Raw genomic sequence first — 12,360 nt, 5'->3', positions numbered from 1 at the left:
CGGACCCTGGTCCGCCTTTTTCAATGCATCCGGCTAATCACCACGGTCACTTCCGGCTTCTTGCCAATCTCGTCCTGCGCTGACTTGCGCACGATCCGGCGCAATGCTTCGGTCAGGCTGTCGTCGTCGCGCAGCGTCTTGGCATCGGCCCGGCCCAGGAACTGACCCAGATCTTCTTCCAGCACCTCGACCAGCGCGGCCTTCGACCGCCCCGTCTCCGCCAGTCCCATCAGCTCGCACCACGGCTCGCCCAATGGCTCATCCTCTTCATCGAGGATCAGTGTCACCAGCACATGCCCGTTCAGCGCCATGCGGATACGGTCGCGGACAACACCGTCGAGCGCGCCAATTTGGACCGCACCGTCCAGATACGTCCGTCCGGTTTCGATATATTCGGCCACGGTCGGCGCGTTACCCGACAGATCAATCATCATCCCGTTCACAGCCAGCACACCCGTACGGCCCTTGCCCTCGGCCAGCTTAACATGCGCACGCAAGTGCCGGTGTTCGCCGTGCATCGGCACAACGATCTGCGGGTTCACGATGTCCTGCAACCGCTCCAGATCAGGGCCATTGGCGTGGCCCGACACGTGATAGAGGCCAGAGGAATCATCAACAACATCCACACCCTTCTCAGAGAGCTGGTTGATGATGCGGATCACACCCTTTTCATTGCCCGGAATGGTCTTGGAGGAGAACAAAAACAGGTCCCCTTCCTTCAGCTCCAACCCCATATACTTGCCATTTGCCAGTTGGGCAGAGGCTGCCCGCCGCTCACCCTGCGAACCAGTCACCAACAACATCAGGTTTTCGCGCGGAATGCTCTTTGCATCCTCGGGGCTGACAACGGTCGGGAAATCAGTCAGCACGCCCGTCTCAATGGCAGCCTCAATCATCCGGCGCATCGCGCGGCCCAGCAGAACGATAGACCGCCCAGCAGCGACACCAGCCTCAGCCAGCGTCTTCACCCGCGCCACGTTGGAGGCGAAGGTCGTCGCCACAACCATCCCCGTCTCGTGCCCGCGCACCAGCTTCTCGATCTCCGGTCCCAAGGACAGTTCAGACCGACCGGGATGCTGCGAAAAGACGTTGGTGCTGTCACAAATCAGCGCCCTGACCCCGTCCTTGCTGACCTCGGCCCACAGGTCCGGGTCAAAGGGTTCACCCACCACAGGGGTCGGGTCCAGCTTGAAATCACCGGAGTGGATCACGCGGCCCTCGGGGCTGTCGATGATCAGGCCTGCACTTTCCGGGATCGAGTGGGACATCGGCAGAAAGCCCACCTTGAACGGCCCCGCCTGCACCTGATCGGGCCAGCCCGCCACAACACGCACGGCATTGTCGGGGTGCCCGTGTTCGTCCATCTTCCGCCGCGCGATGTTCGCGGTGAAGGGGCGTGCATAGATCGGTGCGCCAAGCTGCTCATAGGTGTGGGCCACAGCGCCGACGTGGTCCTCGTGCGCGTGGGTGACAAAGATACCGTCAATCCGGTCCTTCCGCTCTGCCAGCCAGGCAATGTCGGGCAGGATCAGATCCACGCCCGGTGTGCCGTCCATATCGGGAAAGGCCACGCCCAGATCGACCACGATCAGCCGCTCGGCATCCTGCGGCCCGTACCCATAGACATAGGCATTCATACCAATTTCACCCGCCCCCCCGAGGGGCAGGTAGATCAAACGTTCACTGCTCATAAGTTTAGGTGTTTTCCTTGTTAAAGCGATGAATGACCGTCAGGCCATGCATCGTCAAATCGTCTTGAAAGTCGTCAAACAGCGTTTCGGACTGTTGGAACAGAGGGGCCAGCCCCCCTGTCGAAATCACGCGCATGTCGCGGTCGCGCTCCGCTTTAATTCTGGCACATATCTCACGGACAAGGCCCACGTAACCCCAAAACACGCCGGACTGCATGCAGGCGACCGTGTTGGTACCCACTACGGCCTGCGGCTTGGTGATGTCCACATGCGGCAGGGCGGCAGCGGCGGAGTGCAGCGCCTCAAGGCTCAGGTTCACACCGGGGGCAATCACACCACCGACATAGGCCCCGTCCGAGGCCACCACATCAAAAGTCGTTGCGGTGCCGAAATCAACCACGATCAGGTCGCCCCCGCAGCGGTCATAGGCTCCGGCCGTGTTTACCAAACGGTCCGGGCCAATCTGCGTGCCCTCGTCCACGCGCGGCGGCGCGGGCAGCAGGCAATCGGGTTTGCCAACGACATAAGGGCGGCAATTGAAGTACCTGTCGCATAGAACGCGCAGGTTGAAGACCACACGCGGAACGGTGGACGAGATGATCACATCCGTGATCTCCACATCCAGCTTCTGGAACTCCATCAGTGTCGACAGCCAGACATAATACTGATCCGCTGTCCGCTGCCATTCGGTCGAGGTGCGCCAGGTGGCCAGGAACTTGGTCCCGTCCCAGATCGAAAACACAGTATTCGTGTTGCCGCAGTCGATGGTCAGAAGCATGGCCTGCCCCCTCAGAAGTAAACGTCACCCGCCGGGATGGTGATCCGGCCCTTGGCCGTCTCTAGAACAAGTTGGCCATCCCCGTCCACGTCCACGAAAGTGCCGATGTATTCGTCCCGCGTGGTCCGGGCCTTGATCGGCTCCCCCAGACGCGCCGCGTGGGCAAGCCACGCTGTCCGGATCGGCGCAAAGCCATAGGTGCGGAGCTGATCCTCATATCGGGCATAGGCCGCGGCCAAGAGGTCGAGAAAGTCTTCGGGCGAGATGACCGTACCAAGGGCCGTTTTCAGCGCAGCAGGCCGCACGGCGCCTTGCTCTACCTCGCTCACCGCGGGAGCCGCGGCCAGGTTGACCCCAATCCCGATCGCCAGATGCGTGATACCGGCACCGCTGCCAATGCTTTCCAGCAGGATGCCGGCAACCTTGCCGCCGCGCAGAAGCACATCATTGGGCCACTTCAGGGCAAAGGCATCCTCTCGCCCCGTCGCCGCAACAAAAGCGTCCCGCAAGGCAAGTGACATGACAAAGGATCGCAGGGCCGCCTGCCCCGGCGTCTCGTCCAGGGGCAACACAAGCGTGCCAGCAAAGTTTCCCTCGGGCATCGACCACGCCCGACCACGCCGACCGCGTGCCGCTGTCTGGGTCAGCGCCAAAATCCATTCAGGGCCCGAGAGATCGGATGCGATACGCGCCGCTTCGCTGAGCGTCGAGTCCACCGATGGCAACACACGCCGCCCGTAGCCTGAAGGCCAAGCGCTCATGACTTTCCTGTTGCCAAAAAATCCTGCCCCATTGCCTGACAGGTGGCTTTGCCACCGAGAAGGAAGGGCTGATTTGCCATCAAGCGCCTAGTTCACCAATGTCAGCGCCGCAGCCGCCGCCGCCGTATCCACACCGAACATATTTATGATCCCAAACAGCATGACCGCCGCCGACCCCATCAACATCGCCCAAAGGATCGGAGACTTGCCGCCATTCAGCCCCTCATCCTGCGTCTCGCCAAAGAACATGTAGTAGACGATCCGTAGGTAATAGACGGCACCAATGACCGAAGCGATCACACCCGCGATGGCCAGCCACACCAGCCCGCCTTCATAGGCCGCGCGCAGCACATAGAACTTACCGAAGAACCCCAGCATCGGCGGCACGCCGGCGAGCGAGAACATCAGGAACAGCATCGCCCACGCCTTGCCCGGCTCGCGCTTGGCATACATCTTGAGCGATGAGATTTCGACGACCGGCTGGCCGTCCTTCTCCATCATCAGGATGAAGGCGAATGTGCCAATGTTCATAGTGACATAGATCGCCATGTAGACGAGCATCGCCTCAACCCCGAGCGCGGTGCCGGAGGCAAGGCCCATCAGCGCGTACCCCATATGGGCAATGGACGAAAACGCCATCAGGCGTTTGATGTTGGTCTGGCCAATCGCAGCGAAGGCACCAAGGAACATCGACAGCACCGACAAGAGCGCCATGACCTGTTGCCAGTCCGCGACCGCTCCGCCAAAGGCATCATGCATCACGCGCGCAAAAAGCGCCATGGCAGCCACCTTGGGGGCCGTCGCAAAGAAGGCCGTGACGGGCGTGGGTGAGCCTTCGTAGACGTCCGGCGTCCACATGTGGAACGGCACGGCAGAGACTTTGAACGCAAAACCCGCCATCAGGAACACGAGGCCAAAGAGGAGGCCCAGCGACACACCCTCTTCCGCAACCTGAACGATGCCCGAGAACAGTGTAGTGCCGGCATAGCCATAGACGAGCGATGCACCATAGAGCAGCAGGCCCGACGACAGCGCACCCAAGACGAAATACTTGAGGCCCGCCTCGGTCGATTTGACGCTGTCACGGCGCAGCGATGCCACGACGTACAGCGCCAGCGACTGCAGTTCGAGGCCCATGTAGAGCGCCATCAGGTCACCCGCCGACACCATGGTCATCATGCCGACAGCGGCCAGTGCCACCAGCATCGGGTATTCAAAGCGCAAGAGGCCGCGCTGCGACATATACCCTTCGCTCATCAACAGAACGGCCGCCGCGGAAACAAGGATCGTCACCTTGGCAAAGCGCGAAAACCCGTCGTCGATGAACATCCCGCCAAAGGCTACATTCGTGCCCTCGCCCGTAAATCCGATCCACGCCGCGACAGCCAGAAACACGGCAGAGGTTGCCCAGAGGAGCGGAGAGGCAAGATCGTCCTTGGACGTATAGACCGCGCCGATCAGGCCCAGCATGGCAAACACAGCCAGCAGGATCTCGGGCAGGATGATGGTCAGATCAGCAGACATCCGTCGGCTCCTTAATTCTCGGCAACCATCGTCGCAGCCTCAGCTGCGGCGAGCGCCGTATCGTATTGTGTCACAAGGGCGGCCACCGACGGCCCGATGATGTCGAGGATCAGCGCCGGATACACACCCAGCAGCAGCGTCATCACCACCAGCGGTGCGAAAATCGCCTTCTCCCGCCGCGTCATATCAGTGATCGACTTCAGGCTCTCCTTGATCAGATCGCCCATGACCACCCGACGGTAAAGCCAAAGCGCGTAGGCGGCAGAGAAGATCACACCGGTCGTCGCCACAGCCGCCACCAACGTGTTGACCTGGAACACCGCCATCAGCGTCAGGAACTCGCCCACGAACCCGGAGGTGCCCGGCAGGCCCACATTGGCCATGGTGAACAGCATAAAGATCAGAGCATAGGCCGGCATCCGGTTCACCAGACCGCCATAGGCATCAATCTCGCGCGTGTGCATCCTGTCGTAGATCACGCCAACGCACAGGAAGAGCGCGCCGGAGATGAAGCCGTGGCTCAGCATCTGGAAAATCGCGCCATCGAGGCCCTGCTGGTTGGCCGAGAAGATGCCCATCGTCACAAAGCCCATGTGGGCAACGGACGAATAGGCGATCAGCTTCTTCATATCGTCCTGCACCAGCGCCACGAGCGATGTGTAGACAATCGCGATCGCCGACATCCACAGAACCAGCGGCGCCATCACCTCTGATCCAACCGGGAACATGGAGAAGGAGAAGCGGATAAACCCGTAGCCACCCAGCTTCAGCAGGATGGCCGCCAGCACGACTGAACCCGCCGTCGGGGCCTGCACGTGCGCATCAGGCAGCCAGGTGTGGACCGGCCACATCGGCATCTTGACAGCAAAGCTGGCAAAGAAGGCGAGGAACAGGATCGTCTGCATCCCGCCGACGATCTGCATACCCAGCAGGCTGAACGTTTCGCTCCCGAACTGGTGGTTGAGCAGCGCTTCAATATCCGTGGTGCCCGCATCAGCATACATCGCAACCATCGCCACCAGCATCAGCACCGAGCCGAGGAAGGTGTACAGGAAGAATTTGAAGCTCGCGTAGATCCGGTTCGCCCCGCCCCAGATCCCGATGATCAGGAACATCGGGATCAGGCCGGCCTCGAAGAACAGGTAGAACAGGACCAGATCCAGCGCCATGAACACGCCGAGCATCAGCGTCTCCAAGAGCAGGAAGGCGATCATGTATTCCTTGACCCGGTCCGTCACGGACCAGGACGCCGCGATAACAAGCGGCATCATGAAGGTGGTCAGCATCACGAACAGAACGCTGATCCCATCGACCCCCATCTTGTAGGTTAGGCCCATGATCCACTCGCCCTGCTCCACCATCTGGAAGCCGGTGTCGTTGCGATCGAAGTCGAACAGGATGAACAGCGATGCGATGAAGGTGATGATGGTCGTCGCCATCGCAACCCACTTGGCATTGCGCTGCGCCGCCTCATCCTCACCCCGCAGGAACACGGCCAGGATCAAGGCCGCCAGCGCAGGCATGAAAGTGGTGATGGAAAGGATATTGTCCATCAGTTCGCTCCTCCGCTGAGCGTCATCCAGGTGACAAGGACAGCAATCCCGATCACCATGGCGAAGGCATAGGTAAAGATGTAGCCGGACTGCGCACGGCCCGCGAGGCGGGTGATGAAGGGCACAACGCCCATCGACAACCCGTTGATCGTGCCGTCAATCACGTCACCATCGCCGCGCTTCCACAGCTTCTTGCCGAGCCACATGGCAGGTCCGACAAAGATGAAGTTATAGAGCTCATCAAAGTACCACTTGTTCTTCAGGAACAGGTAGAGCGGGCGCTGGTTCTCGGCCAAACGTCCCGGCAGCGCGGGGTTCTTGATGTAGAACCAGTACGCCACGATAAATCCCAGCAGCATCGACACAAAGGGCGACAGCTTGACCCAAGTTGGCACGTAATGGGCCTCATGCAGGACGGTGTTTTCAGGCGCGATGTAGATCCCTGCCTCACCCGGCGCATCTTCCATCACATACTTCAGCTCGGATGCTTTCGGGCTGCGCTCGGCCACGGCATTTTTGATCTCTTCCGAAGGTACCTCGTAATGACCGCCAAAGAACTTGATCACCTCGTTCGGCTTGCCAAAGAAAGACGAGTACCAGATCGCCCCAGCAAACATCGCACCCAGGGACAGCACACCCAGCGGGATCAGCATGACCATCGGGCTTTCATGCGCGTGCTCATGCGTGTGCTTGTCGCCGCGCGCCTCACCATAGAAGGTCAAGAACATCAGGCGCCACGAATAGAAAGACGTGAACAGCGCCGCGATCACCAACGCCCAGAAGGCGAAGGTCGAACCAACATAGGCGCTCTCAATCACCGCATCCTTCGATGCGAAGCCCGCAAAGCCTATCCAGCCCGTCAGCGGAATACCCACGCCAGTGATGGCCAGCGTGCCGATCATCATGGCCCAGAATGTATAGGGGATCTTCTTCCGCAACCCGCCGTAGTTGGTCATGTCCTGTTCATGGTGCATGGCGTGGATGACCGAGCCGGCACCAAGGAACAGCATCGCCTTAAAGAAAGCGTGCGTGAACAGGTGGAACATCGCGACCGAGTAGACGCCAACGCCCGCAGCGACGAACATGTAGCCCAACTGCGAACAGGTAGAGTACGCGATCACACGCTTGATGTCTGTCTGCACCAGCCCCACGGTCGCCGCAAAAAAGGCCGTAATCGCACCCAACACAGTGACAAATGCCATCGCCTCAGGCGCAAACTCCATCACCGGCGACATGCGGCACACAAGGAAAACACCTGCCGTCACCATGGTGGCGGCGTGGATCAGCGCGGACACAGGCGTCGGCCCCTCCATCGCGTCCGGCAGCCATGTGTGCAGGATCAGCTGCGCCGACTTGCCCATCGCGCCAATGAACAGAAGGAAAGCCACAAGGTTCGCCGCGTTCCACTCGCTCCAGAGGAAGGTCAGCTGCGTCTCAGCCAACTCAGGTGCAGCGGCAAAGATGTCGTCGAAGTTGATACTGTCGGTCAGGAAGAACAGCGCAAAGATGCCCAAGGCAAAGCCGAAATCACCAACCCGGTTCACGACAAACGCCTTGATGGCCGCCGCATTTGCGGAAGGCTTGCGGTAGTAGAACCCGATCAGCAGGTAGGATGCGACGCCCACGCCTTCCCAGCCAAAGAACATCTGCACGAGGTTATCAGCTGTCACCAGCATCAGCATCGCGAAGGTAAAGAAAGACAGGTAAGCAAAGAAGCGGGGTTTGTAGCTTTCGCCTTCACGCCACTGCGGATCGTGATCCATGTAGCCGAAAGAATAGAGGTGGACGAGGCTCGACACCGTCGTGATCACGATCAGCATGATCGCGGTCAGCCGGTCCAGACGGATGGACCAGTCCGTGCTCAGACTGCCGCTTTCGATAAACCGCAGGATCTGGATGGTCTCGGTCGTGCCGTCAAAGGTGATGAACACAATCCACGACAGGATAGCCGACAGGAACAGCAAGCCCGTGGCGATCCAGCAGGCCGCGACCTCACCAAAAACACGCCAACCAAAGCCGCAGAGCAGCGCGCCGACAAGCGGGGCAAAGAGAAGGATGGTTTCCATTGTGACTTAGCCCTTCATCACGTTGACGTCTTCGACGGCGATGGTACCGCGGTTGCGGAAGAAACAGACCAGGATGGCCAGACCGATGGCCGCCTCGGCCGCCGCAACGGTCAGCACGAACAGGGTGAACACCTGCCCGACGAGGTCGTCCAGGAAGCTGGAGAACGCCACGAGGTTGATATTCACCGCCAAGAGCATCAGTTCGATGCTCATCAGCAGGATGATCACGTTCTTGCGGTTCAGGAAAAGCCCGAAGATGCCGATGACGAACAGCGTCGCCGCGACCGTCAGGTAGTGTTCAAGTCCTATCATGTCGTCCCTCCGGGGCATATCCCCGCTTGTCGTCTGTTACCGGGCCTCAGCCCAGCATGAATTCTGTCTTGTCGCCCCGAGCCTCGGGGTAGAGTGCGGCGCATGCGCAAGGCTCTGCATCCAGCGTGATGATGTCGATGTCCCGCGCGATCCCGTCCAGATCGGCGGCCATGCGGTCAAAGGTGGCAAAAGCGCGTGCGCCGCTTTCGTGTCGATTGATCACTTGCAGTGCGGCGTCGGTGCGGTCAAAGGGCAAGCGATTGCCCATGTTCTCTTCCTGCGTCCGGAAGGTCAGCGCAGCACCGGGCACACAGTCGACAAGGGTAAACGACGTTGCCGACCCCTCCTGGCTCCACCAATCGCGCCACATCACACGGCCATCGCCTAGATCCATGTGATCCGCTTCGCCCCCATGCGAGATGTGCGTGGTCCGGTCGCACTCCATGAGTGTCACAGCCGACGCTGACCCAACCAGAGCCACCGCTGTCACTGCCGCGCAAACGGAATTTTTCAAAAATTCCGGCCCGTTTTCTTTGAAAGAAAACGGCATCAGAGCCCCTGCCCCGGTTTGACGTCCTTCAGCTCCATCGCCGTGGCCGGGTCGCGCATCATCTGGGCCACCACATCCTGACGCTTTACATCCGAGCGGTGGCGCAGGGTCAAGACAATGGCCCCCACCATCGCGACCAACAGGATCAGCCCCGACAGCTGGAACAGCAGGAAGTACTGATCATAGAGGATCATCCCCAACGCTTCGGTATTATGTCGATCCATCGGCGTCACCTGCGCGCGCAACCCTTCCGCGGCCGCATTCGATTCCCAAGCGCCAAAGGCCATCACGAACTGCATCAGGATCACGACACCAATCAGAAGTGCCAGCGGCATATACTTCGCCATCTCCGCCTTCAGCTCGGCAAAATCCACGTCCAGCATCATCACCACGAAGAGGAACAGCACCGCGACCGCGCCCACGTAGACGATGATCAGCAGCATCGCCACGAACTCGGCACCCAAGAGCACGAACAGACCCGCAGCACTCAGAAACGCCAGGATCAGCCACAGGACCGAGTGCACCGGGTTGCGGCTGATCACAGTGAACAGGCCCCCGGCGATCACGCTGACCGCGAACAGGTAGAAGGCAAATACAGTCATGTCTCGTCCTCGTCGTCACCCATGACCTCCTGCGCCAATCCCATGGCGCGGGTCATGGCGGGCACCCCGGCGAACATCGCCATCATGCCCAGGGTCTCGGAAATCTGTTGGTCCGTCGCGCCCGCCTCACGCGCGTGGCGCACGGTCTGGCGAATGGCCGTGTCGGCCTGCGCGCCCTGCATGGTCAGACCGGCAAGCGTGATCAGCAGCCTTGTCTTGGCATCGAGCCCGTTCTCATTGAACGTGTTGCCGAACCACGTCTCCATCAGATCCTTGGGCATGGTTGGCCACAGCGCTTCGAACATCTTGGGATCAAACCCCTTGGATGGATCGAACGCAGCCATATGCGGAAACGCCTTCGTCATTTCGTGCATCTGGGCGATCATCGCAGCAAAGGGGTTCTTGTCGTCACTCATCTTCGGCCTCAAACACCTCGATGGCGGCATTCATCGCATTGATCATGGCCGGGAAGCCGCCATAGAGGGTCATCTGGTAGATGATCTCACACACTTCCTCGCGACTAGCACCCACAGCGCGGGCGTTGGCAATGTTGACCTTCAACTGCGGGCGGGTGTGCCCGCCCAACGCGGCCAAGGCAGCAATCGTCGCCAACAGCCGCGTCTTTTCGTCCACGACACCGCGCGTGTAGAAGGTGCCATAAGGCACCTCCACGACCATGCGCGACAAGCCCGGCACCAGCGCGTCATAGCGGGCTGCCAGGGCATCTTCCATGCCCGGGTTCACCTGCTCGGACAGCGCCTTGCCACGCTCATATGCGGTATCAAGGCTCATCTGTAAGGGGCATCCAGTTCCAGGTTGCGTGCGATCTCGGCTTCCCACCGCTCGCCGTTCTCCAGCAGCTTTTCCTTGTCGTAGAAAAGCTCTTCCCGCGTCTCGGTGGCGAATTCAAAATTCGGTCCCTCGACAATGGCATCCACCGGGCAGGCTTCCTGACAGAAGCCGCAATAGATGCACTTGGTCATGTCGATGTCATAGCGGGTGGTGCGGCGGCTGCCATCCTCGCGCGGCTCCGCATCGATGGTGATGGCCTGCGCGGGACAAATTGCCTCGCACAGCTTGCAGGCAATGCAGCGCTCTTCGCCATTGGGGTAACGGCGCAGCGCATGCTCGCCCCGGAAGCGTGGGGACAAGGGCCCCTTTTCATGCGGGTAGTTCACCGTTGCTTTGGGGGCAAAGAAGTACTTCAGCCCCAGCTTCATACCGACCCAGAAATCCTGAAGCAGGAAGTATTTGGCGGCGCGGCCGTAGTCGATCTGCGTCATTGCTAGTCTCCCTGTGTTGCGTCGTTAAGGTGCATATACGCCCAAGCTTTCAGGGCCGAGACGACCTCTCCCTGATCAGCCTGTTCAAAGGTCTTTTCACTGTCCAAAGTGCCGATGGCAAACTCGGACGACAGGTAGGACACCAGATCGTCCAGATGCCGTTCAGGCGCTTCGTTGATGGCGGTGGCCAATCCCATATCAGCCCCCCACGGCCCAGCGGGCATAGATGCCCCAGAACCAGTCAAACTTGGCGGCAAAGGCCACGAACACGACCCAGACCAGGCTGAACGGCAGGAACACTTTCCAGCCCAAGCGCATCAACTGGTCATAGCGGTAGCGGGGCGTGATCGCCTTCACCATGGCGAAGAGGAAGAAGAAGAACGCCATCTTCGCCACCATCCACAGCACGCCGTCTGGCAGGCCGGGGATGGGCGACAGCCAGCCACCGAAGAACAGCAGCGACATCAGCGCGCACATCAGGAAGATGGCGATGTATTCACCAGCCATGAACAGCAGGAACGGGGTGGAGGAGTATTCGACCTGGTAGCCCGCGACGAGTTCTGATTCCGCTTCAGGCAAGTCAAACGGTGGCCGGTTCGTCTCGGCCAAGGCGCTGATAAAGAACAGGAACACCATGGGCAGATGCGGCAGCCAGTACCAGCCAAAGAAGCCGTAACCGGTGTCCTGCGCGTTCACGATAGCCCCGAAATTCAGCGACCCGGTGGACAGGATCACACCGATGATGATCAGGCCGATGCTGACCTCATAGGAAATCATCTGCGCCGCCGACCGCAACGAACCCAAGAACGGATATTTCGAGTTCGACGCCCAGCCGCCGATGATGACGCCATACACCTCAAGCGATGAGATCGCGAAGACATAGAGGATCGCGACGTTGATATCCGACAGCACCCAGCCGTCGTTGAACGGGATCACCGCCCACGCCACCATCGCCAGTACGAAGCTGGTCATAGGCGCCAGCATAAATAAGGTCTTGTCCGCACCCGCAGGCACGACAACCTCTTTCACGACGTATTTCAGCGCATCCGCAACGGTCTGAAGCAGGCCGTACGCTCCAACCACGTTAGGACCACGACGCAACTGGACAGCCGCCCAGATCTTGCGGTCGCCGTAGACCAGGAACAGGAGCGAGATCATGACAAACGCCACGACGGCCAGCACCTGGGCCAGAACTAGGACGGCGATGCCGCCAGGAGTGGTAAAGAAATCAGCCATCAGC

The 12,360-nt window shown here is 60.1% G+C and carries 14 protein-coding genes; all 14 read right to left on the bottom strand.

The window, feature by feature from the left end:
* Positions 1-20: 20 nt before the first annotated feature.
* The gene (locus tag RA29_RS12255) at positions 21-1,691 is read right to left on the bottom strand and encodes a ribonuclease J (protein ID WP_039686362.1); all 1,671 of its coding nucleotides are present in this window, start codon (positions 1,689-1,691) and stop codon (positions 21-23) included.
* 4 nt (positions 1,692-1,695) lie between these two features.
* The gene (locus RA29_RS12250; protein WP_039686360.1) at positions 1,696-2,469 is read right to left on the bottom strand and encodes a type III pantothenate kinase; all 774 of its coding nucleotides are present in this window, start codon (positions 2,467-2,469) and stop codon (positions 1,696-1,698) included.
* A gap of 11 nt (positions 2,470-2,480) precedes the next feature.
* On the bottom strand, positions 2,481-3,230 hold the full coding sequence (locus RA29_RS12245) for a biotin--[acetyl-CoA-carboxylase] ligase (RefSeq protein ID WP_039686358.1): 750 nt from the start codon (positions 3,228-3,230) through the stop codon (positions 2,481-2,483).
* 87 nt (positions 3,231-3,317) lie between these two features.
* Positions 3,318-4,754 carry an NADH-quinone oxidoreductase subunit NuoN gene (gene nuoN / locus RA29_RS12240; protein WP_039686356.1) on the bottom strand — a complete coding sequence of 479 codons (1,437 nt, stop codon included), beginning with the start codon at positions 4,752-4,754 and terminating at the stop codon, positions 3,318-3,320.
* An 11-nt stretch (positions 4,755-4,765) separates the two neighbouring features.
* Positions 4,766-6,307, bottom strand: coding sequence for an NADH-quinone oxidoreductase subunit M (locus RA29_RS12235; protein ID WP_039686354.1), 1,542 nt, complete (start codon positions 6,305-6,307; stop codon positions 4,766-4,768).
* Entirely contained in the window at positions 6,307-8,373 is a 2,067-nt protein-coding gene (gene nuoL, locus RA29_RS12230) for an NADH-quinone oxidoreductase subunit L (RefSeq protein WP_039686353.1), read from the bottom strand. Before nuoL ends, RA29_RS12235 begins: the two co-directional genes overlap by 1 nt.
* Before the next feature lie 6 nt (positions 8,374-8,379).
* Complete coding sequence (gene nuoK / locus RA29_RS12225) at positions 8,380-8,685, bottom strand: NADH-quinone oxidoreductase subunit NuoK (protein ID WP_039686350.1); 306 nt, start codon at positions 8,683-8,685, stop codon at positions 8,380-8,382.
* Between the two features lie 46 nt (positions 8,686-8,731).
* Entirely contained in the window at positions 8,732-9,199 is a 468-nt protein-coding gene (locus tag RA29_RS12220) for a hypothetical protein (protein WP_052249697.1), read from the bottom strand.
* 35 nt (positions 9,200-9,234) lie between these two features.
* Positions 9,235-9,837 carry an NADH-quinone oxidoreductase subunit J gene (locus RA29_RS12215; RefSeq protein WP_039686349.1) on the bottom strand — a complete coding sequence of 201 codons (603 nt, stop codon included), beginning with the start codon at positions 9,835-9,837 and terminating at the stop codon, positions 9,235-9,237.
* Positions 9,834-10,253, bottom strand: coding sequence for a carboxymuconolactone decarboxylase family protein (locus RA29_RS12210; RefSeq protein WP_039686347.1), 420 nt, complete (start codon positions 10,251-10,253; stop codon positions 9,834-9,836). The genes RA29_RS12215 and RA29_RS12210 overlap by 4 nt, the downstream gene beginning before the upstream one ends.
* The gene (locus RA29_RS12205; protein WP_039686345.1) at positions 10,246-10,629 is read right to left on the bottom strand and encodes a carboxymuconolactone decarboxylase family protein; all 384 of its coding nucleotides are present in this window, start codon (positions 10,627-10,629) and stop codon (positions 10,246-10,248) included. Before RA29_RS12205 ends, RA29_RS12210 begins: the two co-directional genes overlap by 8 nt.
* Complete coding sequence (nuoI, locus tag RA29_RS12200; RefSeq protein ID WP_039686343.1) at positions 10,626-11,120, bottom strand: NADH-quinone oxidoreductase subunit NuoI; 495 nt, start codon at positions 11,118-11,120, stop codon at positions 10,626-10,628. Before nuoI ends, RA29_RS12205 begins: the two co-directional genes overlap by 4 nt.
* Positions 11,121-11,122: 2 nt before the next feature.
* Positions 11,123-11,317 (bottom strand): hypothetical protein, encoded by a 195-nt coding sequence (locus tag RA29_RS12195; RefSeq protein ID WP_152613005.1) that lies wholly within the window; start codon positions 11,315-11,317, stop codon positions 11,123-11,125.
* A 1-nt stretch (position 11,318) separates the two neighbouring features.
* Positions 11,319-12,356 (bottom strand): NADH-quinone oxidoreductase subunit NuoH, encoded by a 1,038-nt coding sequence (gene nuoH / locus RA29_RS12190; protein WP_039686340.1) that lies wholly within the window; start codon positions 12,354-12,356, stop codon positions 11,319-11,321.
* Positions 12,357-12,360 lie beyond the last annotated feature (4 nt).

Source organism: Tateyamaria sp. ANG-S1 (genome assembly GCF_000814025.1).
GTDB lineage: Bacteria > Pseudomonadota > Alphaproteobacteria > Rhodobacterales > Rhodobacteraceae > Tateyamaria.
Note: the sequence above shows the minus strand (reverse complement) of the source record. Positions and strands in the feature narration are given on the sequence as shown.

Excerpts from the sequence above, each read along its gene's own strand:
- RA29_RS12255 (WP_039686362.1), bottom strand. The coding sequence starts at position 1,691 with ATGAGCAGTGAACGTTTGATCTACCTGCCCCTCGGGGGGGCGGGTGAA.
- nuoI (WP_039686343.1), bottom strand. The coding sequence starts at position 11,120 with ATGACGCAGATCGACTACGGCCGCGCCGCCAAATACTTCCTGCTTCAG.
- nuoN (WP_039686356.1), bottom strand. The coding sequence starts at position 4,754 with ATGTCTGCTGATCTGACCATCATCCTGCCCGAGATCCTGCTGGCTGTG.
- nuoL (WP_039686353.1), bottom strand. The coding sequence starts at position 8,373 with ATGGAAACCATCCTTCTCTTTGCCCCGCTTGTCGGCGCGCTGCTCTGC.
- RA29_RS12195 (WP_152613005.1), bottom strand. The coding sequence starts at position 11,317 with ATGGGATTGGCCACCGCCATCAACGAAGCGCCTGAACGGCATCTGGAC.
- RA29_RS12250 (WP_039686360.1), bottom strand. The coding sequence starts at position 2,469 with ATGCTTCTGACCATCGACTGCGGCAACACGAATACTGTGTTTTCGATC.
- nuoH (WP_039686340.1), bottom strand. The coding sequence starts at position 12,356 with ATGGCTGATTTCTTTACCACTCCTGGCGGCATCGCCGTCCTAGTTCTG.
- RA29_RS12215 (WP_039686349.1), bottom strand. The coding sequence starts at position 9,837 with ATGACTGTATTTGCCTTCTACCTGTTCGCGGTCAGCGTGATCGCCGGG.
- RA29_RS12235 (WP_039686354.1), bottom strand. The coding sequence starts at position 6,307 with ATGGACAATATCCTTTCCATCACCACTTTCATGCCTGCGCTGGCGGCC.
- RA29_RS12245 (WP_039686358.1), bottom strand. The coding sequence starts at position 3,230 with ATGAGCGCTTGGCCTTCAGGCTACGGGCGGCGTGTGTTGCCATCGGTG.
- nuoK (WP_039686350.1), bottom strand. The coding sequence starts at position 8,685 with ATGATAGGACTTGAACACTACCTGACGGTCGCGGCGACGCTGTTCGTC.
- RA29_RS12210 (WP_039686347.1), bottom strand. The coding sequence starts at position 10,253 with ATGAGTGACGACAAGAACCCCTTTGCTGCGATGATCGCCCAGATGCAC.
- RA29_RS12205 (WP_039686345.1), bottom strand. The coding sequence starts at position 10,629 with ATGAGCCTTGATACCGCATATGAGCGTGGCAAGGCGCTGTCCGAGCAG.